Genomic DNA, 26,321 nt, shown 5'->3' with positions numbered 1-26,321 from the left:
GCGTGTTCGTTCCCGAGGAACCGCACCGTGATCACCATCGAAGTCCGCGACGACCTCATCTCCGCCGCCGTGTTCGGCGAATTCACGCTCGAAGATTTCAAGGAATTCGAGGATGCGGTCGAATACCGCAACCGCTTCGGCGGTCCGGTGGACGTACTGCTCGACCTGCGCAACATGCTGGGGTTTACGATCGACGCTGCCTGGGAAGAATTCCGCTTCGCCCGGCAACATCCGAACGACTTCCGTCGCATCGCCATCGTCGCCGAAGACGACTGGCTTGCCGTGCTGACCTGGCTCGAAAGCCTCTTTCTCGAGGCCGAGATCAAGGTTTTCGACACGGAGGAAGAAGCCCTCGCCTGGCTCAAAGAGGGACGAGATGCACCAGGCCATCCATGACGGCGTCGGCCCCATCCTCTCTGTTCGCACGCTCGCCGAACACCTGGACGATCCTTCCTGGCGGGTGATCGACTGCCGGCACGACCTCAGCGATCCGACGCTCGGCCGCCGGGCCTGGGCGGAGGCCCACATCCCCGGGGCGATCTTCTGGCATCTGGACGAAGATCTCTCCGGTCCACGCACCGGCACGAATGGGCGCCATCCCCTTCCCGCGTATGGCGATTTCGTCCGTTTCGTGGGGACGTGCGGCCTCACGCCCGAGACTCGGATCATCGTCTACGACGACGACGGAGGAATGTTCGCGGCACGCGCGTGGTGGCTGCTGCGCTGGATCGGGCATCGGCGCGTCGCCGTGCTCGACGGGGGCTGGAACGCCTGGCGCAGCGACAATCTGCCGTTCGACCGCAGCGTGCGGCAAGCCGCGCCGTGTACCTACCCGGCCGCACCCGAGCCGTGCATGCCCACCGTCACCGCCGACGAACTCCTCGCCCAACTCGGAACGGGCCGGTTCCTCATCCTCGATGCCCGCAGTCCCGACCGCTATCGCGGCGAGAACGAGGCGCTCGACCCGGTCGCGGGCCACATTCCCGGCGCCGTCAACCGTTGCTACCGCCTCAACCTCGACGAGCACGGCCGCTTCCGCCCACCCAAGGCCCTGCGCGCCGAATTCGCGGCGCTCCTTGCCGGCCGCGATCCGTCGGAAGTGGTACATCAATGCGGCTCCGGCGTCACCGCCTGCCACAACCTGCTCGCAATGGAATGGGTGGGACTTTGCGGCTCGCGCCTCTATCCCGGCTCATGGAGCGAGTGGTGCGCCGATCCGCGCCGTCCGGTCGCCACCGGGCCCGAACCCTGAGAAACGACCCGAGCAGACTACTCCGGCACGTCGACGCGCACCACTTCCGGCAAGGACCGCCCCAGGAAGCGTTCGGCGATCGTCTGGAAACGCAGAGGGACGTCAGTCACGTAGAAACGATGCCGGAGAACGACGCCGACTCCGGCGCGCAGTCCCTCTTCTCGATCGAGCACCTGGGCGGCCTGCTCGGCCGTGGTCACGGCCGAATCGACGATACGCACCCGCGGCCCGGCGATCTCGGCGAGCACCGGCTTGAGCAAGGGATAATGGGTACAGCCGAGCACGAGGGTGTCCACCCCTTCGGCGAGCACCGGCTTGAGGTACTCCTCGGCGGTAAGCCGCGTCACCGGATGGTCGAGCCAGCCCTCCTCCACCAGCGGCACGAAGAGGGCACAGGCTCGTGAATGCACCCGCACGTCGCCGCGCAGCGCGTGAATGCGCAGCGCATAGGCATTGCTATTGATGGTGGTCGGGGTACCGATCACGCCCACCGTGGCGTTACGCGTGGCCGCCACCGCCGCCCGGGCGCCGGCCTCGATCACGTCGAGCACCGGCACGTTCGGCCCGGCGAGCGCACGCACCACTTCCTGCGCCACCGCCGCCATGGTGTTGCACGCCACGATCAGCATCTTCACGTCCTGCGCGAGCAGGAAACGGGTGAGCTGGGCCGCGTAACGCGCGATGGTGTCCGGCGACTTGATCCCATAGGGCACGCGCGCCGTGTCGCCGAAGTAGACGATGGATTCGAACGGTAGCCGCTCCATGAGGGCGCGCACCACCGTCAAACCGCCCACCCCGGAATCGAACACCCCGATGGGGCGCTCCGCCTTCGTCATCCTGTGCCATCCCCGCAAAAGCGCGAGTGTAGCACCGCCCCTCGAGACGCTCCATGCCGCGCGAGCGCCCAGGCGACGTGCTCGCGCACCAGGAGGGAGGGATGCTCGCGCCGCGCCATGAGCGCCGCCACCACCGCCGGACTCGTGGGCGCGTTGCCCAGGACCACGGCCAGGTTGCGCAGCCACCGTTCCCAGCCGATGCGCCGGATGGGGCTGCCGGCGAAGCGCTCCAGGAACTCGGCCTCGCTCCAGGCAAAGAGCGAAGTGAGCGCCGGCGCATCCAACCCATGGCGTGGCGCGAATTCGGGGAGATCGACGCGCCGCGCGAAGCGGTTCCACGGGCAGACGAGTTGGCAATCGTCGCAGCCATAGACGCGATTGCCGATCATCGGGCGCAGGGCTTCGGGAATCGGCCCCGGATGCTCGATGGTCAAATAGGAAATACATCGGCGCGCGTCCAGACGATAGGGAGCCACGATCGCCCGGGTCGGGCAGAGATCGAGGCAACGGGTGCAGCTCCCGCAGTGCGGCGCAACCGGTTCGTCCACCGGCAAGGGCCAATCGGTGAAGATCTCGCCGAGAAAGAAGAAGGACCCTTCCTCTCGGTTCAACAAGAGCGTGTGCTTGCCGCGCCAGCCGAGCCCCGCGCGCTCGGCGAGCGCCACTTCCATCACCGGTGCCGAATCGACGAAGACCCTCCCCCGGTGCGGCCCCAGCGTTTCCATGAACGCAAGGAGCTTTGCCAGGCGCGCGCGCACGACTTTGTGGTAATCCCGCCCCAGGGCATAGCGCGACACGTAACCGAGCCTCGGGTCGGCGAGCACCGTCCGTGCCGGCACCTCCTCCACAGGCCAATAGGGAAAGCGCAAGGAGATCACCCGGACCGTGCCCGGCACCAATTCTGCCGGACGCGCACGCAAAAGCCCATGCCGGCGCATATAATCCATCTCACCGTGGAAGCCAGCCTCCAACCAGGCGAGCAGGCTCGGTTCGCACCGAGACAAATCGGGCTCGGCCACCCGCATCGCCGAAAACCCCAAGGAGGCAGCCGCCTCGGCGATCGCGCGTTTGCGCGCCTGCCAATCGACCAAGTTCGTCATCTCCACAAACGCCCCATGTCCCTGCCTCGTGAAACTTCGGCCATCACCCTATCGCTCAGCGACGAGAATGCCACGGCAGCGCTCGCCGCACGTCTGACCCCCTGCCTTGCCCCTGGCTGGGTCGTTCACCTCGTCGGCCCCTTGGGCGCAGGCAAGACCACCTTCGTGCGCGCGATTCTGCGTGCTCTGGGACACACCGGTCCCGTCAAGAGCCCCACCTACGGACTGGTTGAACTTTATCCTGTTTCTGGATTAAACTTGTATCACTTTGATTTTTATCGGTTCGCGACACCGGAAGAATTCTACGCCGCGGGGCTGGAGGAATACTTCGACGGCACGGGTGTTTGCCTCGTCGAATGGCCGGAAAAAGCTGCAGCACTCGCCCCCGGAGCCGATCTGACGATCACGATCGAACCACGACCAGACGGCAGCCGTGAAGTTCGGCTAACCGCCTCGACCCCGAGGGCTCGCCAATGTCTGAACCGCCTCGCCGCACCATGACGCCCATACCCGCAACGGTCCCTCGGCGCCGTTTCCTCGGACGGGCCGGCGCCCTCCTGGCCGCCTTCACCCTCACGCCCCATCTGGCCAGGGCACAAGGAACGACCTTCGTCGCCGTGCGCGCCTGGCCGGCCGAAGATTACACGAGGATCACCCTCGAAGCGAACCAGCCACTGCATTTCGAGTATCTTTTCGTTCCCGACCCCGACCGGCTCGTGATCGACCTGCCTGGCATGAACATCGACGAAGTGCTCAAGAGCCTACCAGACAAGATCGCGGCCGACGATCCCAACATTCATGGCGTGCGCATCGGTCAGTTCCGTCCCGACGTGGTGCGCGTGGTCATCGACCTCAAACGGCAGGCCGAACCGCAGATTTTCACCTTGGATCCGGTGGCTCAGTATCGCCACCGGCTGGTCATCGACGTCTATCCCAAAACGCCGCGCGACCCCATCGAGGCCCTGCTTGCCGAGCTCGACGGCAAGCGAGCGGCCACATCGCCCACGGCGGCATCCTCCGCGCTGAGCGCAACGCCCGATCTCACCGCTTCAGCCCCTCCCCCTGCCCAGACGAAAGGCGCCCCGACCACGGCTCGGGCCTCGGGCGGAGCCCCCTACGTGGTCGTGATCGATCCCGGTCACGGCGGCGAGGATCCGGGAGCGATCGGCCGCTTCGGCACCCGCGAAAAAGACGTGACCCTGGCCATCGCGCGCCGGCTCAAACGCATCATCGATGCCCAACCCAATCTACGTTGTGCCCTGACCCGTGACGGAGACTATTTCGTTCCCCTTGGCGAGCGCGTACGGCGAGCCCGTAGGGCCCAGGCCGACCTCTTCATTTCCATCCATGCCGACGCCGTGGCCTCCTCGGCACCGCGCGGCAGCTCCGTCTATGTGCTGAGCAATCGCGGCGCCTCGAGCACCACCGCACGTTGGCTCGCCAACAAAGAAAACCAGGCCGACCTCATCGGAGGCATCAATTTGGGGCAACAGAACGAGCACGTCGCCAAGACCTTGCTCGATCTCTCGCTCACGGCGACCATGCAGGATTCCGCCCAGCTCGGGCGCCACGTCCTTACCGCCCTCGGGCAAGTCAATACGTTGCACAAACGCGACATCGAATACGCCAACTTCGCCGTGTTGCGCAATCCGGACGTTCCTGCCATATTGGTCGAGACTGCCTTCATCAGCAACCCAGAGGAAGAGCGGCGACTGAAAGACCCAAAATACCAAGAGCAACTGGCGCAGGCGATCCTCAAGGGACTGCAACGCTACCTCGAGACCACGGCTCCGACCCCCCGCCTGCTGATCGCTGCACGCGAGGGAAGGGGCTGAAAAGACGGCGTTTCGCTGCACAGCCGATATAATCAAAATTTTTTCCGGCACAGCGGCCATGCGCGTCATCCGAGGCAGCGGCGGACCTCATCCGCCCACCGTGCTGACGATCGGCAATTTCGATGGTGTCCATCGCGGACACCAGGTTCTGTTGCGCCTGGTGCGCGAGCGCGCCGACGAAGCCCGGATCCAGGCCGCCGCCCTCACCTTCGAGCCTCACCCGCGTGAATTCTTCGCCCCGCAATCCGCCCCGCCGCGGCTGAGCACCTTGCGCGAGAAGCTCCTCGCGCTCACCGACTCGGCGCTCGATCGCCTGCACGTGCTGCGATTCGACCTGCGCCTTGCCCGGCTCGGAGCCGCGGAATTCATCGAAACGCTGCTCGTGCGCGGTCTCAACGTCAAGCACCTCGTCATCGGCGACGATTTTCGTTTCGGCGCCCGACGCAGCGGAGGTCTCGCCGAACTGCTCGAAGCCGGCGAACGGTATGGTTTCACCGTCGAGCCGATCCCTGAAGTGCGCATCGATCAGTGGCGCGTCTCCAGCAGCCTCATCCGTACCCTGGTGACCGAGGGCAAGCTCGCCCAGGCCGCACGTCTGCTCGGGCGCCCGTACAGCATCGAGGGCCGAGTGATGCACGGCGAGAAACTCGGACGCACGCTCGGCTTTCCCACCGCCAACATCGCCTTGTCGCCGCGCCGGCTCGCTCCGCCGGGCGTCTATGTCTGCGCCGTGACGGGGCTTGCCGCCTCGCCGCTGCCCGCGGTGGCCAACATCGGCCTGCGCCCGACGGTGGGCGGACTCTTGCCGCGGCTCGAGGTCCACCTGCTCGACTGGCACGGCGAATGCTACGGCCGCCGCCTGTGCGTCGCCTTCTTCCACAAACTGCGCGAGGAACGCAAGTTCGCCGGCCTGGACGCCCTGCGAGCCCAGATCGCCGAAGACGTCGTCCATGCCCGCCAATGGCATCGACATCACGGCGCGACGTTCCCCCTGACCGAGGATCATCCATGACCGACTACCGCGCCACGCTCAATCTGCCCGACACCCCCTTCCCCATGCGCGCCAACCTCGCCAAGCGCGAACCCGGCTGGATCGCGCAATGGCAGCAGAAAAAGCTCTATCGCAAGATCCGCGAGGTCTGCCGCGGCCGCCCCAAATTCGTGCTGCACGACGGCCCGCCCTACGCCAACGGCGACATCCACATCGGCCACGCGGTCAACAAGATCCTCAAGGACATCATCGTACGCTCGAAGACGCTGGCCGGGTTCGATGCCCCCTACGTCCCGGGCTGGGACTGCCATGGCCTGCCGATCGAACATCAGATCGAAAAACTCTACGGCAAACACCTGCCGCCGGACGAAGCCCGCCGCCGCTGCCGCGAATACGCCGCCGAGCAGATCCAGCGCCAGATGAAAGATTTCATCCGCCTGGGCGTGCTGGGCGACTGGGACGATCCTTACCTCACGATGAACTTCGCCAACGAGGCGAACGAGATCCGGGCGCTGGGCAAAATCTACGAGCGCGGCTACCTCTACAAGGGGCTCAAACCCGTCAACTGGTGTTTCGACTGCGGCTCGGCCCTGGCAGAAGCCGAAATCGAATACGCCGAGCGCACCTCGCCGGCGATCGACGTCGGTTTCCCCCTCGAAGACCCCGCCGAACGCACGCGCCTCGCCCACGCCTTCGGCCTGAGCGAGCCGCCGCAAGGGCCGATCTACGCCGTGATCTGGACCACCACGCCGTGGACCATCCCCGCCAACCAGGCGATCAACGTGCACCCCGAGGTCGTCTATGAACTGGTGGCCACACCCCGCGGCGCGCTCATCCTCGCCGCGGCGCTGCGGAACAGGCGCTCACGCGCTACGGACTCGAGGGGCGTGTGCTGGGCGCGGCGCACGGCGCGGCGCTCGACCGGCTGCGTTTCCGCCACCCTTTCCATCCCCGCGACAGTCTCGTGATCGCGGCCGATTACGTCGATACCTCTACCGGTACGGGGCTGGTGCATTCGGCGCCGGCCTACGGGGTCGACGACTTTGTCACTTGTCTCAAGGCGGGCATACGCCAGGAAGACATCCTCATGCCCGTGCGCGGCGACGGGACTTACGATCCAGAGCTTCCCTTCTTCGGGGGGCTTTCGATCTGGGACGCGAACCCGAAGATCGTCGCCAAGCTCGAAGAAGTCGGATCGCTCTTCGCCCACGCGCCGATCCGCCACAGCTACCCCCATTGCTGGCGCCACAAGAGCCCGACGATCTACCGCGCCACCGGCCAGTGGTTCATCGCCATGGACACGATCCCCGGTCGCACCCTGCCCGATGGCGAGACCCTGCGCGACAAAGCCTTGCGCGGGGTGGAAGCCACACGCTTCTATCCGGCCTGGGGCCAAGCGCGGCTGCACGCCATGATCGCCAATCGTCCCGACTGGTGCATCTCGCGCCAACGTAACTGGGGCGTGCCGATCGCCTTCTTCGTCGACAAAACCACGGGCGAGCCGCACCCAGCTACGGCGCAGCTCATCGAGGAAGTCGCCCGGCGCGTCGAGCGCGAGGGAATCGACGCCTGGTTCCGGCTCGATCCCCGCGACCTCCTCGGCGAGGAAGCCGACCGCTACGAGAAAGTGCTCGATACGCTGGACGTGTGGTTCGACTCCGGCACCACCCACGTGCACGTACTGCGCGGCTCGCACCCCGAGCTGGAACATCCGGCCGACCTCTACCTCGAAGGCTCCGACCAGCACCGCGGCTGGTTCCATTCGTCGCTGCTCACCGGCTGCGCCATCGACGGGCATCCGCCCTACCGGGGGCTGCTCACGCACGGATTCGTCGTCGACGGCCAAGGGCTGAAGATGTCGAAATCGCGCGGCAACGTCGTCGCACCGCAGCAGGTGGCCGACACGCTCGGCGCCGAAATCCTGCGTCTGTGGGTCGCCGCCACGGATTATTCCGGCGAGCTCACCATCTCCAAGGAGATCCTCGACCGCGTCGTCGAGGTCTACCGGCGACTGCGCAACACGCTGCGCTTCATGCTCGCCAACGTGGCCGACTTCGAGTACGCGCGGGATGCGGTTCCGGTGGAAGACATGGTGGAGCTCGACCGCTACGCCCTGCTGCGGCTAGCGCGCCTGCAGGCGCAGGTCTGCGCCGACTACGAGCGTTTCGAATTCCACAAGGTGGTGCAGGCGCTGCAGAACTACGCCGCCGAGGAGCTGGGCGCCTTCTACCTCGACGTCCTCAAGGATCGCCTCTACACGACCCCGGCCGATGGGCTGCCGCGGCGGTCGGCACAGACGGCACTCCACCACATCTTGCACGCCTTCGTGCGCCTGATGGCGCCGGTGCTCGCTTTCACCGCCGAAGAGATCTGGACCTACCTCACCGGCAGCGACGACGACAGCGTGATGCTGCATACCTGGCACGAGATTCCGGAAGTCGCTGACGCCGAGACGATCGAACGTCGCTGGACGCTCGTGCTCGAGACGCGCGAGGCGGTCAACAAGGCGATCGAGGCGGTGCGCATGCAAGGCCGCGTCGGCCCCTCGCTGCAGGCCGAAGTCACGATCCGTGCCCACGGCGAACGCTACGCCGCGCTCGCGGCCTTGGGCGCAGAGCTCAAGTTCGCCCTCATCACCTCGGAAGCGCGTCTGGCGGAAGTCGACTCGCCCACAGACGAGGGAATCGAGGTCGAGCCGAGCCCACACGCCAAATGCGAGCGCTGCTGGCACTATGAAGCCGACGTGGGCAGCGACCCCGAGCACCCCACCCTGTGCGCGCGTTGCATCGACAACCTACACGGCGCGGGCGAGACGCGCCGCTGGGCATGAGCGCCTTCGCCCGCCTGCGGCCGACGCTCGCCATTGCCCTGGCGGTGATGGCGCTCGATCAGGGTAGCAAGCTCGCCCTCTCGCGTTGGCTCCCCGAGGGTGAGCGCCTGGTGCTCGCGCCTTTCCTGCAGCTCGTCTCGGTATACAATCCGGGAGCGGCCTTCAGCTTTCTCGCGCAAGCCGGAGGCTGGCAGCGCGGGTTCTTCCTCGTGCTCGCGCTCGCCGTGAGCGCATGGCTGCTTTGGCTCGCCGCGGCTAGAGAGGCAGGACGGATGGAGCGCCTCGCCTATGGTCTGATCGTCGGCGGGGCGCTCGGCAATGCCATCGACCGGCTGGTGCATGGCGCAGTCTACGATTTCCTGCTCTTTCACGCCGGCCGTTGGGCTTGGCCCGCCTTCAACCTCGCCGACAGCGCCATCACCGTCGGCGTGGCGTTGCTGCTGTGGCACCAATGGCGGCAAGGCAAACAGGCGCGTCACGCCAACGAACCACCAAATGAGACCCCGACATGACCGACACCGTCCGCCCCGACAGCCTCGTCACCCTCCACTACCGTTTTCTCCTCGAAGACGGCACCGCCGTGGTGAGCACCTTCGAGGCCACCCCTGCCACCTTACAACTTGGCACGGGGGAAGTGCTGCCGGCGCTCGAGCGCTGTTTGGTGGGACTGAGCGTGGGTGAGCATCGCGTCTTCACGCTGCCACCCGAAGAAGCCTTCGGCCCGCACCGCCCCGAGCTCGTCGAGCGAGTGGCGCGTGCCGATTTTCCACCGGAAGTCACCGAGGCCATGACGCTCATGGAGTTCGCCGCTCCCGACGGTTCGCGCTATACGGGTCTGGTACGGGAACTCACCGAGGAGTATGGCGTCGTGGACTTCAACCATCCCCTTGCCGGCAAGACCGTCCGGCTCGAAGTGCACATCATCGGCATCAGCTGACCCCACTATGGCTACTACTCCTCCCACCGTGATGCTCGCCAACCCCCGCGGCTTCTGCGCCGGGGTCGATCGTGCCATCGAGATCGTCGAGCGGGCACTCGAACGCTTCGGCGCCCCCATCTATGTACGCCACGAGATCGTGCACAACCGCCACGTGGTCGAAACCCTGCGCGCGCGCGGGGCCGTTTTCGTCGAAGAGCTCGACGAAGTCCCCGACGGGGCCGTCGTCGTCTTCAGCGCCCACGGCGTGGCTCAGACGATCCACGAGCGCGCCCGGGCGCGTGGCCTCACCGTGCTCGACGCCACTTGCCCCCTGGTCACCAAGGTGCACCACGAAGTGCAGCGGCTGCACCGCCAAGGCTACGACATCGTGATGATCGGACACCGCGGGCATCCCGAGGTCGAGGGAACGATGGGGCAAGTGCCCGATCGCATCCACCTCGTGGAGACCGAAGAAGAGGTTGACCGGCTCTCGCTCGATCCCGAACGCTGTGCCTACGTGACCCAGACGACACTCTCGGTCGATGACGCCCGGCGCATCATCGCACGGCTCACCGCACGCTATCCTCGCATTCTCGGCCCCAAGAAAGACGACATCTGCTACGCCACGCAAAACCGCCAGGATGCCGTCAAGCAGCTTGCCACCCAATGCGACCTCGTGCTGGTGATCGGCTCTCCCAACAGCTCCAACTCCAATCGCCTGCGGGAAGTGGCCGCGGCGCTGGGCATCCCGGCACGGCTCATCGAGGACGAAACGGCGCTCACGGCCGAGACGCTCGGCCAAGCACGGCGCATCGGCCTCACCGCCGGCGCCTCGGCCCCGGAAGAACTCGTACAGCGCGTCCTCGCCCGGCTACGCCAGCTGGGGGTCAGCGACATCGCCGAACTCCCGGGCGTGGCGGAAAACGTCCGTTTCACCCTTCCCAAAACCCTCACGGAGGCGACATGAACGAACCCGCCGCCGCACCCGAGAACCTCGACTTCGAAGCCGCGCTCACCGAACTCGAGCGCATCGTCCAGGCGCTCGAGACCGGCCGCCTACCGCTCGAGACGGCCCTACAACGCTATCAGCAAGGCGTGGCGCTGGTGCGTCGCTGCCGTCAGGTGCTCGACGAAGCCGAGCAGCGCCTGCTCGCCATCGAAAACGGCTCCCTCGTGCCCCTAGACCCTCCCGTCGAACGATGACGCTCTCCGTGCGCGAACCGTTCGAGCTCTGGTGCGAGCGCCGCCGGGCCCTCGTCGAACACTTCCTCGAACAAATCCTTCCGCCGGCCGACACGGAACCTCGGCGCCTGCACGAAGCGATGCGCTACGCCGTGCTCGGTGGCGGCAAACGCATCCGGCCGCTGCTCGTCTTCGCCTCCGGCGAGGGATTCGGGGCCCCGACCGAAGCGCTGTTGCCCGTCGCGGCGGCGGTCGAGCTCATCCACGTCTATTCGCTGGTCCACGACGACCTGCCCGCGATGGACGACGACACCCTGCGCCACGGCCGCCCCACCGTCCATGTGGCCTTCGACGAAGCCACGGCACTACTCACCGGAGATACGTTGCAGACACTCGCCTTCCAGCTCCTGGCCACGCCCCTACCCAATCTGCCGGCAAACCGTCAGCTCTGCCTGGTGCGCGAACTCGCCCGCGCCAGCGGTTCGCACGGTATGGCCGGAGGACAGGCGCTCGACCTGGAAGCCACCGGCCGAAAGATCCCCCTGGAATCGCTGCAAGCCCTGCATCGGCGCAAAACGGGGGCGCTCATCCGCTATGCGGTCCTCGCCGGCGCTTACTGCGACGAACCCGATGCGCAAGCCCATGCCACGCTCGAGCGCGGTGCCAACGCCCTCGGGCTGCTCTTCCAGATCACCGATGACATCCTGGACGCCACTGCCGATAGCACCACCCTGGGCAAGACCGCCGGCAAGGACGAACGCCACGCCAAGGCCACCTATGTCACGCTCCTGGGGTTGGAGGGAGCGATCGAGGCTGCACGAAATACCCTGGCAGAAACCCTCACTGCATTCACCGCCCTGGGACCGCCTGCCGAGCGCCTGTGCGAGCTCGCCCGTTTCGTCGCCGATCGCCGGCGCTGATCCATCATGACGACCGAACGTTTTCCCCTGCTCACCCGCATCGAGGACCCGGCCGATCTGCGCCGCCTGTCGCTGCCCGAACTCAAGCGGCTCGCCGCCGAGTTGCGCCAGTTCATCCTCGAGACGGTGGCCCGCACCGGCGGGCACCTGGCCTCCAATCTCGGCGCCGTCGAGCTCACCCTCGCGCTGCACTACGTCTACGACACCCCGTACGATCGCCTCGTCTGGGACGTGGGGCACCAGACTTACGGCCACAAGATCCTCACCGGTCGGCGCGACCGCATGGCCACACTGCGCCAACTCGGAGGATTGTCCGGTTTCCCCAAGCGCGAGGAAAGCCCTTACGACACTTTCGGCACGGGACACTCTTCCACCTCCATCTCCGCGGCGCTGGGCATGGCGGTCGCCGCCCGGGCCCGCGGCGAGAAACGCCAATGCGTGGCGGTGATCGGCGATGGGGCGATGTCGGCCGGAATGGCCTTCGAGGCGCTCAACCATGCCGGCGACCTCGACGGGATCGATCTCACGGTGATCCTCAACGACAACGAAATGTCGATCTCGCCGCCGGTGGGGGCGCTCACCCAGATATTCGCGCGGCTCCTGAGCGGCGAACCTTACAATACCGCGCGCCGGGTGGGCGAAACGGTGCTCTCCGCCGCCCCGCCGATCAAGGCGCTCGCCCGACGCGTCGAAGAGCACGTCAAAGGCATGATCTCGCCGCCGGGTACGCTCTTCGAGGAATTCGGTTTCCACTATTACGGCCCCATCGACGGGCACGACCTCGACGTGCTGGTGCCGACGCTCGCCAACATCCGCAAACTCGGCGGCTTGCGCTTCGTGCATGTCGTCACGAAAAAAGGGCGCGGTTACAAACTCGCCGAGGCCGACCCGGTGCTCTATCACGGCGTATCGCGCTTCGATCACGCCCGGGGGCTGGAGCCGACCAAGGGCACTCGCCCCACCTATACCCAGATCTTCGGCGACTGGATCTGCGACATGGCCGCGCGCGATCCACGCCTCATCGGCATCACCCCCGCGATGCGCGAGGGTTCGGGCCTGGTGCGCTTCGCCCAGGAATACCCCGAACGCTACTTCGACGTCGGCATCGCCGAACAGCATGCCCTCACCTTCGCCGCGGGGCTTGCCTGCGAGGGGTTCAAACCGGTGGTGGCGATCTACTCCACCTTCCTGCAACGCGCCTACGATCAACTCATCCACGACATCGCCCTGCAGAAATTGCCCGTGGTCTTCGCCATCGACCGCGGCGGGCTGGTGGGCGCCGACGGACCCACGCACCATGGCGCCTTCGACCTGAGCTTCCTTGCCTGCGTCCCCAATCTCGTGGTGATGGCACCGGCCGACGAGAACGAATGCCGCCGCATGCTCACCACCGCCTTCCTGCACGACGGTCCGGCGGCGGTACGTTATCCCCGCGGCCACGGCCCCGGCATCCCCGTCGATCCGGGGTTGGAGCCTTTGCCGATCGGCAAGGCCGAACTGCTGCGCCAGGGCCGACGCATCGCCCTGCTCGCCCTCGGTTCGATGGTAGCCCCGGCGCTCGAAGTCGGCGAGCGGCTCGACGCCACGGTGGTCAACCTGCGCTTCGTCAAACCGCTCGACGAGACCACGATACGCGCCGTGGCCGCCACGCACGAGGTGCTCGTGACGCTGGAAGAAAACGCCGTCATCGGTGGCGCTGGCAGCGAGATCGCCCGCATCAGCCAGACGCTGGAAACTCCCCCGCGACTACTGCGACTGGGCCTGCCCGATCGCTTCGTCGAGCACGGCGAGCACGGTCAACTCCTGCACCTGCTGGAGCTGGACGTCGACGGCATCCTGGCGGCGATAGAGCGCTTCGATGACGGTGATGCTTGACGAGAACCCATGGCGGGCTACGATACGACCGAACCCCAAGAACGAGACGAGAGAACCCGACGATGAACGAACCCCTCCAAGCCATCCCCGACGTGCAATCCTTCGCCGATCACCGCCACATGGCCATCGACAAGGTCGGCATCAAGAGCATCCGTCATCCCATCCGCGTGAGCGACCGTAGCGGCGGCGTGCAGCACACGGTGGCCACTTTCAACATGTACGTGGGGCTGCCGCACAACTTCAAGGGCACGCACATGTCGCGTTTCGTCGAGATCCTCAATGCCCACGAGCGCGAGATCTCGGTCGAGAATTTCGAACCCATGCTGCGGCAGATGGTCGAGCGGCTCGAAGCCGAGACCGGCCACATCGAGATGAGTTTCCCCTACTTCATCGAGAAACACGCTCCCGTAACCGGCGTGGCGAGCCTCATGGACTACGACGTCACCTTCATCGGCGAGATTCTCTCCGGCGGCGAATACCGCTTCACGATGAAAGTGGTGGTCCCGGTCACGAGCCTGTGCCCCTGCTCGAAGAAAATCTCGGCCTATGGAGCGCACAACCAGCGCTCACACGTCACCATCACCGCGCGCACGATCGATCACGTCTGGATCGAAGAGCTCGTGCAACTGGCCGAGAAAGAGGCCTCCAGCGAACTCTACGGGCTCCTGAAACGCCCCGACGAGAAGTACGTCACCGAGCACGCCTACGACAACCCGAAGTTCGTCGAAGACATGGTGCGCGACGTCGCCGCCCGGCTCGATGCCGATCCGCGCATCGTGCACTACATCGCCGAATCGGAAAATTTCGAGTCCATCCACAATCATTCGGCCTATGCGCTGATCGAGCGCGACAAGACCAAACCCCGTTGACGCAAAAAGGCGCCGGTCGGCCTGCCCCGGCGCCTTTTCAATCCTGCCGTACGGCCTCAGCGCGGCGGAATGAACACTACCGCTTCGCCCTCCAGCACCACCTTGTCGCGCACGATGCAACGCGTATCGAGCGTGACGCGGCGCTTTTCCGGCAGCAGGCCGATGACGGTCGCCCGCGACACCACCGTATCGCCGGAATGCACCGGGGCGAGGAAGCGCACCGTCTGTGACACATATACCGCCCCCGGGCCCGGCATCTTCGTGCCCAGCACCGACGAGACGAAGCTCACGGTGAGAAAGCCGTGGGCGATGCGCCCCTTGAACATGGTCGTAGCGGCGAACTCGTCGTCCATGTGCACCGGGTTCATGTCGCCCGAGACGCCGGCGAACATGAGGATGTCGGCGTCGGTGACGGTGCGACTCGTCTCCGCCGTCATTCCGACGTGCAGCTCCTCGAAGCGATAGCCCATGATCGCATTGAAGTCCCTTGCCATTCTTCTTCTCCTGTGCTCTGAATTGGGAAATACAGTTTACCATGGGTATGCTGCAGTGCAAAAAATCCTGCAGGAACCCCAACGCCCACCAGACGTTCCAAGCAGGAAAAAAAGCCCTTTCCTGCCGTCTTATCTCGCCCCGAAGGGCGATAGGGCGGTGTTATCGTGTCTGCATCAGTCATTGCGCCCGAGCCTCCGCCACCATGGGAATCCAGCCCCCGCCTGCCGAACCCTTCCGGCCCGACTTTTCCGAGGGCGCGGAAACGGGCCTGTATCTCGCCCTTCTCGAGCTCATCGACGAAGGGCTCATCCTCACCAGCGACGAGACCATCCTGGAGGCGAACACTGCCGCCTGTCGACTGCTCGAGCGCGACTACCGTGACCTGATCCGGCAGCCGCTTGCCACGCTCTTCCCCTCGGACAAGGAATTCCTGCAAGCCAGGGCTCGCTGGTTCATCCAGGGGCAAAGCCGCGGCAGCATCCGTATCGCGCTACCCGGCGGCCGTTCGCGCCTTTTCCGCTTCATCGCCGCCGCCCGCCTGCGCCCCGGCCTGCACGCGATCCTTTTCTCGCCCGATCTGATCGGAGAGGTATATCGCGACGTCGCGCACACCGATGCGTTCTGGCCCCGGCTTGCCGCCGCCGTGCCTCAACCGGTGGTGGTACTCGACGACGCCGGGCGCATCGCCGCGCTCAACGATGCCGCCCGACCTTTCTTCCCTTCCGAACGGCGAGAATGGCTGCTACAACCGCTCACGCACTTCGCCGCCGTCTCCTGGCCGGAAGAAGGCGAGGCACCGCTCGCCCGCATCGAGGGACTGGGCGAGGCCCCGGTACGCGCCCGGGTGCTCGAGGGGCCACAGCTGGGATGGCGCGTCCTCGTCTTCGAGCGGCTGCCGCGATTCGCTCCTGCTACCATCTCTCCCGCCCGGTCGGCCCCGTCGCTCGATCCACTCGCCGTTGCCCTGAGGGAAAGCCCGGCGGAATCCTTCGCCTTGCAGCTGGAACCGCTCGTCGATCTCCAGCAGCGTCGGCTTGCCGGCGCCCACGCCCGACTCGTGTGGAATCACCCTGCCACCGCCGGCCTGGCCCCCGAACGGCTCACCGAACTCGCACGCCGCGCCCAGGCCGTACCGCAGCTCACCCGCTATGCCCTGGCCAGACTGCCCAAGCTCGCGGCGCGCATTCCGGGGCGGCTCACGCTCACCCTGGCGGCCGAGGCACTGCGTGACCCCGAATTTCCCCCGGCGGTAGAGGCGGCGCTCGCCGCCGGCATCCGTCCCGAGGCGCTCGAATTCGCGCTCGATCTGCCCGCCTGTGCCGCACTCGACACCGAGGCGGCCGCGACGCTGCTCGCCCTCTCCCGACGCGGCATCCGCTGGATCGCCGCCGGTCTCGACGAGGCCGCCTTGCCGCTCGAGCAACTCGCCCGCCTCCCTTGGAGCGGGGTGATGCTGCCTGCTGCGTGGGTCGCGGGACTCGGGCGGGACGAACGGCTCGAAGCCCTCGTCGGGGGAACGGTATCGCTCGCGCAGGCCATGCATCTCGAAGTCCGCGCCCAAGGCGTGGCCACGGCGGGACAACGCGATTTCCTCACCGCGCTGGGCGTTCGATTGCAACAAGGCCCCTGGTTCGGCCCGGCCGTCACCTCGGGCGAACCTTTACACGTCAAGGGGATGGATTGATCGGCCTCGGCGCCAGGGAAAGGATCAGCGCGACAACACCGTCCGGCAATCCTCCTCGCGGCCGGTGAGCGCGCCGAGTCGCCCGAGCTGGCGCTCCAGCACTTCGTCCGGAATGCTGCGGTTCAGGCACCAGTCGCGCAGCTGTAGCATCAGGGCGAGCGTCTGCAAGTCGATGGAAGTCGCCCAAATACCGGCAAAACCCGGATCGGGCCCCTCGCGCAACGGCGGAGTCGGCAAGTCCCGCCGTACTTCCGGAGCGGCAAGTGGCGGCACCGCCTGCGGCGGCGCGGTCCCCTGCGCGAAAACGCCACCGGAGAGCACGCACGCCACGACCACGACATATCGCATCGCCGCCCGCTTCAGGCTTCCAGCTCCTTGAGGCGCTGGATGATGCGCGCCACCACTTCCTGCGCGCTGCCATAGACCATGTGGCAGTTGTCGCGGTAGAAGAGCTCGTTCTCGATGCCCGAGTAGCCCGTTCCCTTGCCGCGCTTGATCACCAGCACCTCGCGCGCCTGGTCGACGTTGAGGATGGGCATGCCGTAGATGGGGCTCGCCTTGTTGGTACGCGCCGCGGGGTTGACCACGTCGTTGGCCCCGATCACCAGGGCGACGTCGGTCTGGGCGAACTCGGCGTTGATCTCCTCCAGATCGAAGATCTTGTCGTAGGGCACCCCGGCCTCGGCCAGCAACACGTTCATGTGCCCCGGCATGCGCCCGGCCACGGGGTGGATGGCGAACTTCACTTCCACTCCCGCCTCTTCCAGGAGCTGCGCCATCTCCCATACCTTGTGCTGGGCGCCGGCCACTGCCATGCCGTAGCCCGGCACGATGATCACCTTCTGCGCATAGCGCAGGGTGGCCGCCGCGTCGTCGGGCGAATACTCTTTGAGCGAACCCGTCACTTCACCCTCTGCCTCCTGCGCCTCGCCGGTGATCGGCGCAAAGATCACGGTGCGGATCGAGCGGTTCATCGCCTTGGCCATGAGGAGGGTGAGCAAGGTGCCGGAAGCTCCGACCACCGTCCCCGCGACGATGAGCAAGGGGTTGGCGAGCACATACCCTTCGAAACCGACTGCCAGGCCCGTAAAGGCATTGAGGAGCGAAATGACCACCGGCATGTCCGCCCCACCGATGGGCAAGGTCAGCAGCACCCCCAGCGCCAGGGCGAGGAGGAAGAAAACCGTGAGCTCGAACCCGCCCGGATGAGAAGAAAACCCGATCGTCAGTCCGATGCCAAAAGTGAAGAGGGCGAGGAAGAAGGCCACGTTGTTTTGCTGCGGCACCCGGTAGGTCTTCTTCAAGAGCCCCTGCAGCTTGGCAAAAGCCACGCAGCTGCCGGAAAAAGCCACCGCCCCGATGATCGCCCCCAAGGCCGCGAGCAAGCCGACCGAAGGATGATGGACCGCATCTGCGCGCATGAACTCCACCGCAGCGATCGCCGCCGCCGCGCCCCCGCCCATGCCGTTGTAGATCGCCACCATCTGCGGCATGTCGGTCATCTTCACTGTCTTGCCGAGATACCAGGCGATCGCTGCGCCGATCACGATCGCGGTGATCATCAGACCGTAGTTGTGCATCCCCGGCAGATAGAACGTGACCAGCACCGCCGCGAGCATGGCATAACCCGCCCACTGCACGCCACGGCGCGCCGTGGCTGGCGAGCTCATCGCCTTCAAGCCAACGATGAAAGCAACGGCCACGAGGAAATAGACGAACTGGATGAACGTACTCATCGCCCGCTCTCCCCGGCACCTTTGTTCGACTTGAACATTGCCAGCATCCGCTCGGTGACGACGTAGCCCCCCGCCGCGTTGGCCGCCCCCAAGAGCACGGCGATGAAGCCAATGGCAAGCGAGGCCGCATCATCCGGTGGGGTCTGCCCTAGTACGATCATCCCCCCGATCAAGACGACGCCGTGGATGAAATTGGACCCGGACATCAACGGCGTGTGCAGAATGACCGGCACTCGCGCGATCACCTCATAGCCCGTAAACGCCGCCAACATGAAAATGAACAACGCGCTCATACCGTCCATCGCAGCCCCCTCCTCACAGTCCTAACCATTGGCGCACCCGCTCGCTCTTGAGCTCGCCGGCATGTGTCATGCAGGTGCCGGCGAGCACCTCGTCGTCCCACGACAGCGACGACACCCCATCACGCAGGAAGAGCGAGACGAAATTGAACACGTTCTTGGCGAACATCTCGGAAGCATGCACCGGCATACGGCTCGGCACAAAAGTCGGACCGATCACCAGCACTTCCCCGATCCAGGTCTTCTCGCCCGGCACCGTCCCCTCGACGTTGCCTCCCGTCTCCGCGGCCAGATCCACCACCACGGCGCCGGGACGCATGCGCGCGATCATCTCGGCGGTGATGATGCGCGGCGCCGGTCGCCCGGGGATGGAGGCGGTGGTGATGAGCGCATCGGCCTGCCCCACGGCCTTGCCGAGTTTCTCCGCCTGCAGTGCTTTCTCTTCTTCGGTGAGCTCGCGCGCATAGCCACCCTCGCCCACGGCGCGCACCCCCGTATCGAGGAACTTCGCCCCAAGCGACTCCACCTGCTCGCGCGTGTCGGGGCGCACGTCGTAGGCTTCCACCGCCGCGCCCAGCCGCCGGGCGGTGGCGATCGCCTGCAACCCCGCCACGCCGGCGCCGATCACCAGCACCTTGGCCGGACGGATGGTGCCGGCGGCATAGGTGAGCATGGGGAAGAACTTCGGGCTGTGGTCGGCGGCGATCAGCGCCGCCTCGTAGCCGGCCACCGTCGCCTGGGAAGAAAGGATGTCCATGCTCTGCGCGCGCGAGATGCGCGGCAAGAGCTCCAGGGCGAAGGAGGTGATGCGCCGTTCGATCAGCCGCTCGACCCGCTCCCGGCTCGCCCAAGGCTGCAGCGCCCCCACCAGGATCGAGCCTTCGGGCATGAGCGCGAGTTCCTCGTCGCGCGGCGGCTGCACGCACAGCACCAACTGCGCGCGGCGAAACACCTCCTCCGGCTCGGACAGGATTTCCACGCCGGCAAAGGCTTCGTCAGCCCAATGCGCCCGCTTGGCCGCACCGCTGGCCATCACGACCTTTGCCCCCAACGCCTCGTATTTCTTCACCAGATCCGGCACCAGCGCTATCCGCCGCTCCTGCGGCTGCGGCGCGCTTGCCACCCCCACGATCACACCCATGTCATCCCCTCTCTTCTCTCCATTTGATCACCGATGAGGCTCGATCAGCTCCTGCCCCCCCATCCACGGACGCAGCGCCTCGGGCACCACCACCGAACCGTCGCGCTGCTGGTAATTTTCCAGCACCGCCACCAGCGTACGCCCCACCGCCAATCCCGAGCCATTCAAGGTATGTACCGGTTGGGGTTTGCCCTTGCCGCCGGCGGGGCGGAATCGCGCCTGCAAGCGGCGGGCCTGGAACGCCTCGAAGTTCGAACACGAAGAAATCTCGCGGTAGGTATTCTGCCCCGGCAGCCATACTTCCAAATCATAGGTCTTCGCCGACGAAAACCCAAGATCGCCGGCGCACAAGACCACTTTCCGGTAGGGAAGATTCAGGCGCTGCAGTACCGCCTCCGCGTGCCCGGTGAGCTCCTCGAGCGCCTCCCAGGAGCGGTCCGGGTGCTCGATGCGCACCAGCTCCACCTTGTCGAACTGATGCTGGCGGATCATGCCCCGCGTGTCGCGCCCATAGGCGCCGGCCTCCGAGCGGAAACACGGCGTGTGCGCGACGAACTTGAGGGGCAGATCGCGCTCCTCGAGGATCTCGTCGCGCACGAGGTTGGTCACCGGTACCTCGGCCGTCGGAATGAGGTAGAAGTTTTCCGGATCGCGCGGGACGGCGAAGAGATCCTCGGCGAATTTGGGTAGCTGTCCGGTGCCGAAGAGACTGCGCGCATTGACGAGATAGGGCACATAGACTTCGAGGTACCCGTGCTCGCGCGTGTGCAGATCGAGCATGAACTGCCCCAGCGCCCGATGCAGTCGCGCCAGGTCGCCACGCATCACGGCAAAGCGCGCTCCGGCAATCTTCGCCGCCGCCTCGAAGTCCAACCCCAGTGGCGCGCCCACATCGACGTGATCGCGCACGGGAAAATCGAACGTCCGCGGGGTACCCCAGCGCGACGCCTCCACGTTGTCGGCCTCGCTCGTCCCATCGGGAACGGTAGGATGCGGAAGGTTGGGCAAGGTGGCGAGGAAGGATTCCAACTCGGTGAGCAGGGCCGAAAGGCGCTCTTCGCAGGTGTCGAGCTCCGCGGTGATCAGGGCAAGCTGGGCAAGCACCTCGGAGGCGTCCTCGCCTCGCCCTTTACGCCGCCCGACTTCCTTCGAGAGGGCATTTCTCTGCGCCTGCAGCTCCTGCGTGCGGGTCTGAAGGTCTTTGCGCTCGGACTCGAGCGCCTCGAACCGGGACCAGTCGATCTTCGCGCCACGCCGCGCGAGCGCCGCCTTCACTTCGTCGAGCCGGGTGCGCAACCACTGAACGTCGAGCATCACACATCCTGATCAATCGTCTGACGGGGTGCAACGATACCAGTTCTGCCCATATCCGACAACGATCGGGCGCGAAGAAACGATCGATAGTCAGGGTCAAAGACGGAACATCATTCCGAAACAAAAAAATCATTGGCAATAATGAGTTGCAGCGCCTACAGTGACCGGTGCGGCATATTTTCGAAGGGCCCCTCGCCATGCTCACGTTACGCGACTGCCTCGACTACTGCAGCCTCACCGAAGAAGAAATCGGGCTGCTGGCCGAGCACCATGATCTTCCCGCCGAAGCTGCCGGCCTCATCGCCTGCAGCCTCTCCCAATCCGACGAAGGCATCGTCGTGCTGACCAACTGGCTGCTCGAGATCGCCGAGCGAGCCTTGGCGCAAGGTGACGCCACCAAGGCCCAACGCGCCCATGAGGCCTGCAAGCGGCTGCTCGCCGACCATCCCTTGCACGCCCCTGCCAACGCCGGTTCATGAACGGCGCTCTTGCGCCTGCGCATCCAATTCACGCAGGTGCTCCAGCTTGGCGCGGATCTTCGCCTCCAGCCCCCGTTCCACGGGTCGATACCAGCGCTGCGGCGTCATGCCGTCGGGGAAATAACGCTCGCCGGCGGCGTACCCTTCCGGCTCGTCGTGCGGATAGCGGTAAGTCTTGCCGAAGCCCAACTCCTTCATGAGCCGGGTCGGGGCGTTGCGCAGATGCAGCGGAACCGGGCGCGAGCCGTCCTGACGCACGAAGGCACGCGCGGCGTTGTACGCGAGGTACACGGCGTTCGACTTCGGTGCACAGGCCAGGTACACCACCGCCTCGGCGAGCGCCAGCTCCCCTTCGGGAGAACCCAACCGTTCGTAAGCGGCACAGGCATCGAGGGCGAGCGTGAGCGCGCGTGGATCGGCAAGACCCACGTCTTCGCTGGCCATGCGCACGATGCGCCGCCCCAGATAGAGCGGATCGGCGCCACCGTCGAGCATGCGCACGAACCAGTAGAGCGCGGCGTCGGGGTCGGATCCGCGCACCGCCTTGTGCAGGGCCGAGATCTGGTCGTAGAAGGCGTCGCCCCCCTTGTCGAAGCGCCGCAGCCGCTCGCCCATCACCGAACGCGCGAACGGCACGTCGATCACCGCCTGCCCTCGTGCCCGCGCCGCCTGCCACAGCCACTCCACGTCGTTCAACAGCCGCCGCGCATCCCCGTCGGCGAGTTCGACCAGCATGGCGCGCGCCGCCTCGTCCAAAGGAACCGCCTCCTCGGGAAAACGCGCCTCGGCACGCGCGAGCAGCGTCGTGAGTGCCGTTGCATCCAGGGGTTCGAGCCGCAACACGGTGGTGCGCGACAGCAGCGCCGAATTGACCTCGAAGGAAGGGTTCTCGGTGGTCGCCCCGATGAAGGTCACCAAGCCTTCCTCGACCTGATGCAGGAAGGCGTCCTGCTGCGCCTTGTTGAAGCGGTGCACTTCATCGACGAAGAGCACCGTCGTGCCGCCGCGTTCGCGCTCGGCACGGGCCTCGTCGATCGCCGCGCGGATCTCCTTCACCCCCGCCATGACGGCCGACAGGGCGATGAAGCGCGCCCCCACCGCCTGCGCGAGCAAGCGGGCGAGTGTGGTTTTTCCCACCCCGGGCGGTCCCCACAGGATCATGGAAAAAAGCCGCCCCTGCTCCCAGGCGACCCGCAGCGGCTTGCCCGGACCGAGCAGATGCTCCTGCCCCACCACCTCGTCGAGGTGCTGCGGACGCATGCGCTCGGCGAGCGGCGCGCGCGCCTCCCCGCTCATCGCCGCCCCGGGTGGTTTTCCAGCACCTTGGTGCCGGGCGGCGGAGTAAAGGCAAACTCGGCCGGCGGCACCGACCAGGCCCGCTGAAACTCGGTGAACGTAATCTCGCTCGTCTGGCCGAAATGATCCTCGATGCGCATGCGCCGCAACCGCTCTCCTTCGCCTTCGACCACGACGCGCTCGATGCCCGCTTCGGCCGAACGCGCCCGCAGGCGCACCGCCCAGCGCTCGCCATCGATCTCCCCACCCTCCGGGACGAACTCGCGATGCAAGGCTTGGGAGTCTGCGAGAATCGCCGCGGGCGAGCCAGAGAGCGCGTGGGTGAACTGCATCACCATCACCTGCTCCAGATCCGGATCCCAGACCTGCACGACCGTTCCATCGCTCACCACCAGCTGCTTCGCCGGCGAGTGCACTTCCCAGCGGAAACGGCTCGGCCGTTCATAGAGGAATCGTCCCTCGGCACGCTGCAGCACTCGCCCCTGACGATCGAGCACCTCTTGACGGAATCGCCCCTGTGCTGCATTCGTTTGCGACACGAACGCTTCGAGCCTTCGCACCGCCTCCTCGGCCACTGCCGGTTGCTGGGCAAGGGCCACACCGGCAAACATCATCCACAACGCAACCCCCCATCCGGCCAACACCTTCGTCACGCCTCTTCTCCCCGTGCCGGCACCAGCACCTGGCGGTTGCCGTTGTGCTCCGGCGGCGATACCAGTCCCGCGCGTTCCATCGCCTCGATGAGCCGCGCCGCGCGGTTGTAACCGATGCGCAGATGCCGCTGCACCAGCGAGATCGACGGGCGGCGCGTACGCAGCACCACCTCCACCGCCTGATCGTACAAGGGGTCGCTCTCCTCGCCCCCGTCCGGACCTTCCACCCCTCCTTCCTCTCCCTCCTCCGGCTCGGCGAGCACCGCCTCGACGTACTGCGGCGGTCCGAGCCGCTTGAGGTATTCGACCACCCGATGCACCTCGTCGTCGGCGACGAAAGCCCCGTGCACCCGACGCGGCAGACCGGTTCCAGGCGCGAGATAGAGCATGTCCCCCATGCCGAGCAAGGTCTCGGCCCCCATCTGGTCGAGGATGGTGCGTGAATCCACTTTGGAAGAAACCTGAAAGGCGATGCGCGTGGGCACGTTGGCCTTGATGAGCCCGGTGATCACGTCCACCGAAGGACGCTGGGTCGCCAAGATGAGGTGGACGCCGGCCGCCCGCGCCTTCTGCGCGAGTCGGGCGATGAGCTCCTCGATGCGCTTGCCCACCACCATCATCAGGTCGGCGAGCTCGTCGACCACGACGACGATGTAAGGCATCTTTTCCAAGGGTTCGGGTGCATCCGGCGTGAGCGAGAAGGGATTGCCAAGATATTCGCCCTCGCGCCGCGCCCGCTCGAGCAAAGCGTTGTAGCCGGCGATGTTGCGCACCCCCAGCGCAGCCATCAGCTTGTAGCGCCGCTCCATCTCGCCCACGCACCAGTCGAGCGCCTGGGCCGCGAGCCGCATGTCGGTGACCACCGGCGAGAGCAAGTGCGGGATCCCCTCGTAGATCGACAGTTCCAGCATCTTCGGGTCGACCATGATGAGCCGCACTTGCTCCGGCGTCGACTTGTAGATGAGCGACAGGATCATGGCGTTGATGCCGACCGACTTACCCGAACCGGTGGTCCCGGCCACCAGGAGATGCGGCATCTTGGCGAGATCCGCCACCACCGGCTGTCCGGCGATGTCCTTGCCCAGACACAGCGTCAGGGGCGAGGCCATCTCGCGATAGGCGCGCGAATCGAGCACTTCGCTCAGACGCACGATCTGGCGCTTCGGGTTGGGTACTTCCAACGCCATGCAGGATTTCCCCGGCACGATTTCGACCACACGAATGGATACGAGCGACAGCGCCCGCGCCAGGTCCTTGGCCAGATTGACGATCTGCGCCCCTTTCACTCCAGTGGCCGGCTCGATCTCGTAGCGCGTCACCACCGGCCCGGGAATCGTTCCGACCACCTGCACGCGTACGCCGAATTCGGCGAGCTTGCTCTCGATGAGCCGGGCGGTGGCCGCCATCGCCTCGGCGCTCACCGACACACCGCCGAGCGTCGGTGCATCCAGCAGAGCCAAAGGCGGCCGCGGCTCCAGGGGGGCGGACGCTTGAGAGGGAGTTTGAGCGCCGAGGGCGGAACTCGAGGACGGGGGCGAACTTTGCAAAACGCTCTCTCCCTCGTCTCGGTCTCGTCGCCCGTGCCGTTTCGGGCTGGACCTCGGGGCACCGGTGTGCATCGTGGACACGGGCTCGGAGGCCGTGGCATCGAACGCCCCGTCCGTATCCTTCCCCGGTGGAGCAGAAAGATCCGGCTCGACCCGCTGCCGGGGCAGGCTCGAATCGGGCGACCTTTCCCTCCGGGCCCAACGGCGCAGTCCTTGCCCTGCCTGCACGATGCGGGCACGCCACCGTTCCCAGCGAGCACGCACACCCCCTTCTCCGTCAGCCCGTACGGACGAAACCGTGACCGCAGCCATGTCGCGCAAGGATTCGGCCCGCTGACGCTCCCAGCGGCCTTGCAAGCGATGCACACCCGTCTCCACCCAAGCCCCGACGCGTTCACACACGTCGAGCCAAGAAAGGCCGAACGTCAGACTCACCCCCACCATCCACGCCACGAGCAACAGCAAAGTCCCTCCCGTGAACCCGAAATAGCGCGCCACGGTCTGAGCGAGCTCTCCCCCCAGATACCCCCCGGGGCCGGCCCCCGCGGGCAACACGATGCCGTGCCCATGAAAGCGCAGGGCCTCCAAGGCACTGCTGCTCGAGAGCAGCACGAGCAAGCCCGCACCAGCGAGGGCCATGGAAGCACGCCACCCCGCGGTCGAGCGTTCATCCCCCTGCCACAGACGCCACGCCGACCACAGACCGCGCAGGGCAAACGCCAAAAGCCACCAAGCGGACACCCCGAAGATCGACAGGCAGAGATCCGCCAACCAAGCCCCCACCCGGCCGCCGGGATTGGCGATCGTCTCGGTCGACGCCTCATGCGACCATCCGGGATCGGACGGTGAATAGCCGAACAAGATGAGCGCGAAATACCCTCCCAAGGCGGCGAGCACCAACCAGGCGATCTCCCGCACCCCACGAGACGAACGCAAGGTCGTCATCCAATTCATCGAGCGAGCCGTATCCAAGAAAAAGAAGTCACGGCAAATTATACGCCAGCGACCTGCCTGCCCCGAGTTCGCGGGCGCCCCGTTTTGAGCGATAATTACGGCTCTTTTTCCCGC

25 protein-coding genes and 1 pseudogene are annotated in these 26,321 nt (G+C 66.1%); 15 read left to right on the top strand and 11 right to left on the bottom strand.

Going from position 1 to position 26,321, the window contains the following annotated elements; genetic code table 11:
- Positions 1-27 precede the first annotated feature (27 nt).
- Both GV368_RS09205 and GV368_RS09200 read left to right on the top strand, forming a co-directional pair.
- Positions 28-396: a SpoIIAA family protein gene (locus tag GV368_RS09205; protein ID WP_142805024.1), complete on the top strand. Its 369-nt coding sequence runs from the start codon at positions 28-30 to the stop codon at positions 394-396.
- Entirely contained in the window at positions 377-1,252 is an 876-nt protein-coding gene (locus GV368_RS09200; protein WP_169116318.1) for a sulfurtransferase, read from the top strand. Before GV368_RS09205 ends, GV368_RS09200 begins: the two co-directional genes overlap by 20 nt.
- Before the next feature lie 17 nt (positions 1,253-1,269).
- Here GV368_RS09200 and murI read toward each other — a convergent pair whose 3' ends face one another.
- Complete coding sequence (murI, locus tag GV368_RS09195) at positions 1,270-2,088, bottom strand: glutamate racemase (protein WP_142805022.1); 819 nt, start codon at positions 2,086-2,088, stop codon at positions 1,270-1,272.
- Positions 2,085-3,188: a tRNA epoxyqueuosine(34) reductase QueG gene (queG, locus tag GV368_RS09190; protein ID WP_169116317.1), complete on the bottom strand. Its 1,104-nt coding sequence runs from the start codon at positions 3,186-3,188 to the stop codon at positions 2,085-2,087. Before queG ends, murI begins: the two co-directional genes overlap by 4 nt.
- Positions 3,189-3,203: 15 nt before the next feature.
- Here queG and tsaE point away from each other — a divergent pair, with 15 nt between their 5' ends.
- The 11 genes and pseudogenes from tsaE to folE2 all read left to right on the top strand — a co-directional run bounded on the left by tsaE (position 3,204) and on the right by folE2 (position 14,609).
- Complete coding sequence (gene tsaE, locus GV368_RS09185) at positions 3,204-3,689, top strand: tRNA (adenosine(37)-N6)-threonylcarbamoyltransferase complex ATPase subunit type 1 TsaE (RefSeq protein ID WP_169116316.1); 486 nt, start codon at positions 3,204-3,206, stop codon at positions 3,687-3,689.
- A complete protein-coding gene (locus GV368_RS09180; RefSeq protein WP_142805019.1) occupies positions 3,662-5,023 on the top strand; it encodes an N-acetylmuramoyl-L-alanine amidase in 1,362 nt (453 codons plus the stop codon). Before tsaE ends, GV368_RS09180 begins: the two co-directional genes overlap by 28 nt.
- A gap of 58 nt (positions 5,024-5,081) precedes the next feature.
- Entirely contained in the window at positions 5,082-6,035 is a 954-nt protein-coding gene (locus GV368_RS09175) for a bifunctional riboflavin kinase/FAD synthetase (RefSeq protein WP_142805018.1), read from the top strand.
- A pseudogene (ileS, locus tag GV368_RS11550) lies at positions 6,032-8,844 on the top strand (isoleucine--tRNA ligase). Before GV368_RS09175 ends, ileS begins: the two are co-directional and overlap by 4 nt.
- Positions 8,841-9,356 carry a signal peptidase II gene (lspA, locus tag GV368_RS09165; RefSeq protein WP_142805016.1) on the top strand — a complete coding sequence of 172 codons (516 nt, stop codon included), beginning with the start codon at positions 8,841-8,843 and terminating at the stop codon, positions 9,354-9,356. Before ileS ends, lspA begins: the two are co-directional and overlap by 4 nt.
- Entirely contained in the window at positions 9,353-9,781 is a 429-nt protein-coding gene (locus GV368_RS09160; protein ID WP_142805015.1) for an FKBP-type peptidyl-prolyl cis-trans isomerase, read from the top strand. The genes lspA and GV368_RS09160 overlap by 4 nt, the downstream gene beginning before the upstream one ends.
- Positions 9,782-9,788: 7 nt before the next feature.
- Positions 9,789-10,730, top strand: a complete 942-nt coding sequence (gene ispH, locus GV368_RS09155; protein ID WP_142805014.1) for a 4-hydroxy-3-methylbut-2-enyl diphosphate reductase — start codon at positions 9,789-9,791, stop codon at positions 10,728-10,730.
- Positions 10,727-10,966, top strand: coding sequence for an exodeoxyribonuclease VII small subunit (xseB, locus tag GV368_RS09150; protein ID WP_169116315.1), 240 nt, complete (start codon positions 10,727-10,729; stop codon positions 10,964-10,966). The genes ispH and xseB overlap by 4 nt, the downstream gene beginning before the upstream one ends.
- Positions 10,963-11,865: a polyprenyl synthetase family protein gene (locus GV368_RS09145; protein ID WP_169116314.1), complete on the top strand. Its 903-nt coding sequence runs from the start codon at positions 10,963-10,965 to the stop codon at positions 11,863-11,865. Before xseB ends, GV368_RS09145 begins: the two co-directional genes overlap by 4 nt.
- Before the next feature lie 6 nt (positions 11,866-11,871).
- Complete coding sequence (dxs, locus tag GV368_RS09140; RefSeq protein WP_169116313.1) at positions 11,872-13,740, top strand: 1-deoxy-D-xylulose-5-phosphate synthase; 1,869 nt, start codon at positions 11,872-11,874, stop codon at positions 13,738-13,740.
- 62 nt (positions 13,741-13,802) lie between these two features.
- The gene (folE2, locus tag GV368_RS09135; RefSeq protein WP_169116312.1) at positions 13,803-14,609 is read left to right on the top strand and encodes a GTP cyclohydrolase FolE2; all 807 of its coding nucleotides are present in this window, start codon (positions 13,803-13,805) and stop codon (positions 14,607-14,609) included.
- Between the two features lie 56 nt (positions 14,610-14,665).
- Here the strand turns inward: folE2 and GV368_RS09130 are convergent, their stop codons facing one another.
- Positions 14,666-15,103 (bottom strand): MaoC family dehydratase, encoded by a 438-nt coding sequence (locus tag GV368_RS09130; RefSeq protein WP_169116311.1) that lies wholly within the window; start codon positions 15,101-15,103, stop codon positions 14,666-14,668.
- A 203-nt stretch (positions 15,104-15,306) separates the two neighbouring features.
- Between GV368_RS09130 and GV368_RS09125 the strand changes: the two genes are divergently transcribed.
- Positions 15,307-16,788, top strand: coding sequence for an EAL domain-containing protein (locus tag GV368_RS09125; protein WP_169116310.1), 1,482 nt, complete (start codon positions 15,307-15,309; stop codon positions 16,786-16,788).
- Between the two features lie 24 nt (positions 16,789-16,812).
- Here GV368_RS09125 and GV368_RS09120 read toward each other — a convergent pair whose 3' ends face one another.
- Genes GV368_RS09120 through serS form a run of 5 tightly spaced genes read right to left on the bottom strand, consistent with a single transcriptional unit; the run spans position 16,813 to position 21,278 of the window.
- Positions 16,813-17,136 (bottom strand): hypothetical protein, encoded by a 324-nt coding sequence (locus tag GV368_RS09120; RefSeq protein ID WP_169116309.1) that lies wholly within the window; start codon positions 17,134-17,136, stop codon positions 16,813-16,815.
- An 11-nt stretch (positions 17,137-17,147) separates the two neighbouring features.
- Positions 17,148-18,524: an NAD(P)(+) transhydrogenase (Re/Si-specific) subunit beta gene (locus GV368_RS09115; RefSeq protein ID WP_169116308.1), complete on the bottom strand. Its 1,377-nt coding sequence runs from the start codon at positions 18,522-18,524 to the stop codon at positions 17,148-17,150.
- The gene (locus GV368_RS09110; protein WP_142805005.1) at positions 18,521-18,826 is read right to left on the bottom strand and encodes an NAD(P) transhydrogenase subunit alpha; all 306 of its coding nucleotides are present in this window, start codon (positions 18,824-18,826) and stop codon (positions 18,521-18,523) included. Before GV368_RS09110 ends, GV368_RS09115 begins: the two co-directional genes overlap by 4 nt.
- A gap of 13 nt (positions 18,827-18,839) precedes the next feature.
- Complete coding sequence (locus GV368_RS09105) at positions 18,840-19,964, bottom strand: NAD(P) transhydrogenase subunit alpha (protein ID WP_169116307.1); 1,125 nt, start codon at positions 19,962-19,964, stop codon at positions 18,840-18,842.
- A 27-nt stretch (positions 19,965-19,991) separates the two neighbouring features.
- Complete coding sequence (gene serS / locus GV368_RS09100; protein ID WP_169116325.1) at positions 19,992-21,278, bottom strand: serine--tRNA ligase; 1,287 nt, start codon at positions 21,276-21,278, stop codon at positions 19,992-19,994.
- Between the two features lie 197 nt (positions 21,279-21,475).
- Here serS and GV368_RS09095 point away from each other — a divergent pair, with 197 nt between their 5' ends.
- Positions 21,476-21,757 carry a hypothetical protein gene (locus tag GV368_RS09095; protein ID WP_169116306.1) on the top strand — a complete coding sequence of 94 codons (282 nt, stop codon included), beginning with the start codon at positions 21,476-21,478 and terminating at the stop codon, positions 21,755-21,757.
- Here GV368_RS09095 and GV368_RS09090 read toward each other — a convergent pair.
- From GV368_RS09090 to GV368_RS11665, 3 genes are read right to left on the bottom strand one after another with little or no spacing between them, the layout of a single operon-like run.
- Positions 21,752-23,053 (bottom strand): replication-associated recombination protein A, encoded by a 1,302-nt coding sequence (locus tag GV368_RS09090; RefSeq protein ID WP_142805001.1) that lies wholly within the window; start codon positions 23,051-23,053, stop codon positions 21,752-21,754. The genes GV368_RS09095 and GV368_RS09090 overlap by 6 nt on opposite strands.
- Complete coding sequence (locus GV368_RS09085) at positions 23,050-23,706, bottom strand: LolA family protein (protein WP_169116305.1); 657 nt, start codon at positions 23,704-23,706, stop codon at positions 23,050-23,052. Before GV368_RS09085 ends, GV368_RS09090 begins: the two co-directional genes overlap by 4 nt.
- Positions 23,703-26,225, bottom strand: a complete 2,523-nt coding sequence (locus tag GV368_RS11665) for a DNA translocase FtsK (RefSeq protein WP_328514251.1) — start codon at positions 26,223-26,225, stop codon at positions 23,703-23,705. Before GV368_RS11665 ends, GV368_RS09085 begins: the two co-directional genes overlap by 4 nt.
- Between the last annotated feature and the right edge of the window lie 96 nt (positions 26,226-26,321).

Source organism: Tepidiphilus baoligensis, assembly GCF_012911495.1.
GTDB lineage: Bacteria > Pseudomonadota > Gammaproteobacteria > Burkholderiales > Rhodocyclaceae > Tepidiphilus > Tepidiphilus olei.
This window is presented reverse-complemented; position numbering and strand designations above follow the sequence as displayed.

Excerpts from the sequence above, each read along its gene's own strand:
- GV368_RS09180 (WP_142805019.1), top strand. The coding sequence starts at position 3,662 with ATGTCTGAACCGCCTCGCCGCACCATGACGCCCATACCCGCAACGGTC.
- GV368_RS09160 (WP_142805015.1), top strand. The coding sequence starts at position 9,353 with ATGACCGACACCGTCCGCCCCGACAGCCTCGTCACCCTCCACTACCGT.
- GV368_RS09110 (WP_142805005.1), bottom strand. The coding sequence starts at position 18,826 with ATGGACGGTATGAGCGCGTTGTTCATTTTCATGTTGGCGGCGTTTACG.
- GV368_RS09095 (WP_169116306.1), top strand. The coding sequence starts at position 21,476 with ATGCTCACGTTACGCGACTGCCTCGACTACTGCAGCCTCACCGAAGAA.
- murI (WP_142805022.1), bottom strand. The coding sequence starts at position 2,088 with ATGACGAAGGCGGAGCGCCCCATCGGGGTGTTCGATTCCGGGGTGGGC.
- xseB (WP_169116315.1), top strand. The coding sequence starts at position 10,727 with ATGAACGAACCCGCCGCCGCACCCGAGAACCTCGACTTCGAAGCCGCG.
- dxs (WP_169116313.1), top strand. The coding sequence starts at position 11,872 with ATGACGACCGAACGTTTTCCCCTGCTCACCCGCATCGAGGACCCGGCC.
- GV368_RS09125 (WP_169116310.1), top strand. The coding sequence starts at position 15,307 with ATGGGAATCCAGCCCCCGCCTGCCGAACCCTTCCGGCCCGACTTTTCC.
- GV368_RS09145 (WP_169116314.1), top strand. The coding sequence starts at position 10,963 with ATGACGCTCTCCGTGCGCGAACCGTTCGAGCTCTGGTGCGAGCGCCGC.
- GV368_RS09090 (WP_142805001.1), bottom strand. The coding sequence starts at position 23,053 with ATGAGCGGGGAGGCGCGCGCGCCGCTCGCCGAGCGCATGCGTCCGCAG.
- GV368_RS09130 (WP_169116311.1), bottom strand. The coding sequence starts at position 15,103 with ATGGCAAGGGACTTCAATGCGATCATGGGCTATCGCTTCGAGGAGCTG.
- GV368_RS09200 (WP_169116318.1), top strand. The coding sequence starts at position 377 with ATGCACCAGGCCATCCATGACGGCGTCGGCCCCATCCTCTCTGTTCGC.
- tsaE (WP_169116316.1), top strand. The coding sequence starts at position 3,204 with ATGTCCCTGCCTCGTGAAACTTCGGCCATCACCCTATCGCTCAGCGAC.
- GV368_RS09105 (WP_169116307.1), bottom strand. The coding sequence starts at position 19,964 with ATGGGTGTGATCGTGGGGGTGGCAAGCGCGCCGCAGCCGCAGGAGCGG.
- GV368_RS09175 (WP_142805018.1), top strand. The coding sequence starts at position 5,082 with ATGCGCGTCATCCGAGGCAGCGGCGGACCTCATCCGCCCACCGTGCTG.
- GV368_RS09115 (WP_169116308.1), bottom strand. The coding sequence starts at position 18,524 with ATGAGTACGTTCATCCAGTTCGTCTATTTCCTCGTGGCCGTTGCTTTC.
- lspA (WP_142805016.1), top strand. The coding sequence starts at position 8,841 with ATGAGCGCCTTCGCCCGCCTGCGGCCGACGCTCGCCATTGCCCTGGCG.
- folE2 (WP_169116312.1), top strand. The coding sequence starts at position 13,803 with ATGAACGAACCCCTCCAAGCCATCCCCGACGTGCAATCCTTCGCCGAT.
- queG (WP_169116317.1), bottom strand. The coding sequence starts at position 3,188 with ATGACGAACTTGGTCGATTGGCAGGCGCGCAAACGCGCGATCGCCGAG.
- ispH (WP_142805014.1), top strand. The coding sequence starts at position 9,789 with ATGGCTACTACTCCTCCCACCGTGATGCTCGCCAACCCCCGCGGCTTC.
- serS (WP_169116325.1), bottom strand. The coding sequence starts at position 21,278 with ATGCTCGACGTTCAGTGGTTGCGCACCCGGCTCGACGAAGTGAAGGCG.
- GV368_RS09120 (WP_169116309.1), bottom strand. The coding sequence starts at position 17,136 with ATGCGATATGTCGTGGTCGTGGCGTGCGTGCTCTCCGGTGGCGTTTTC.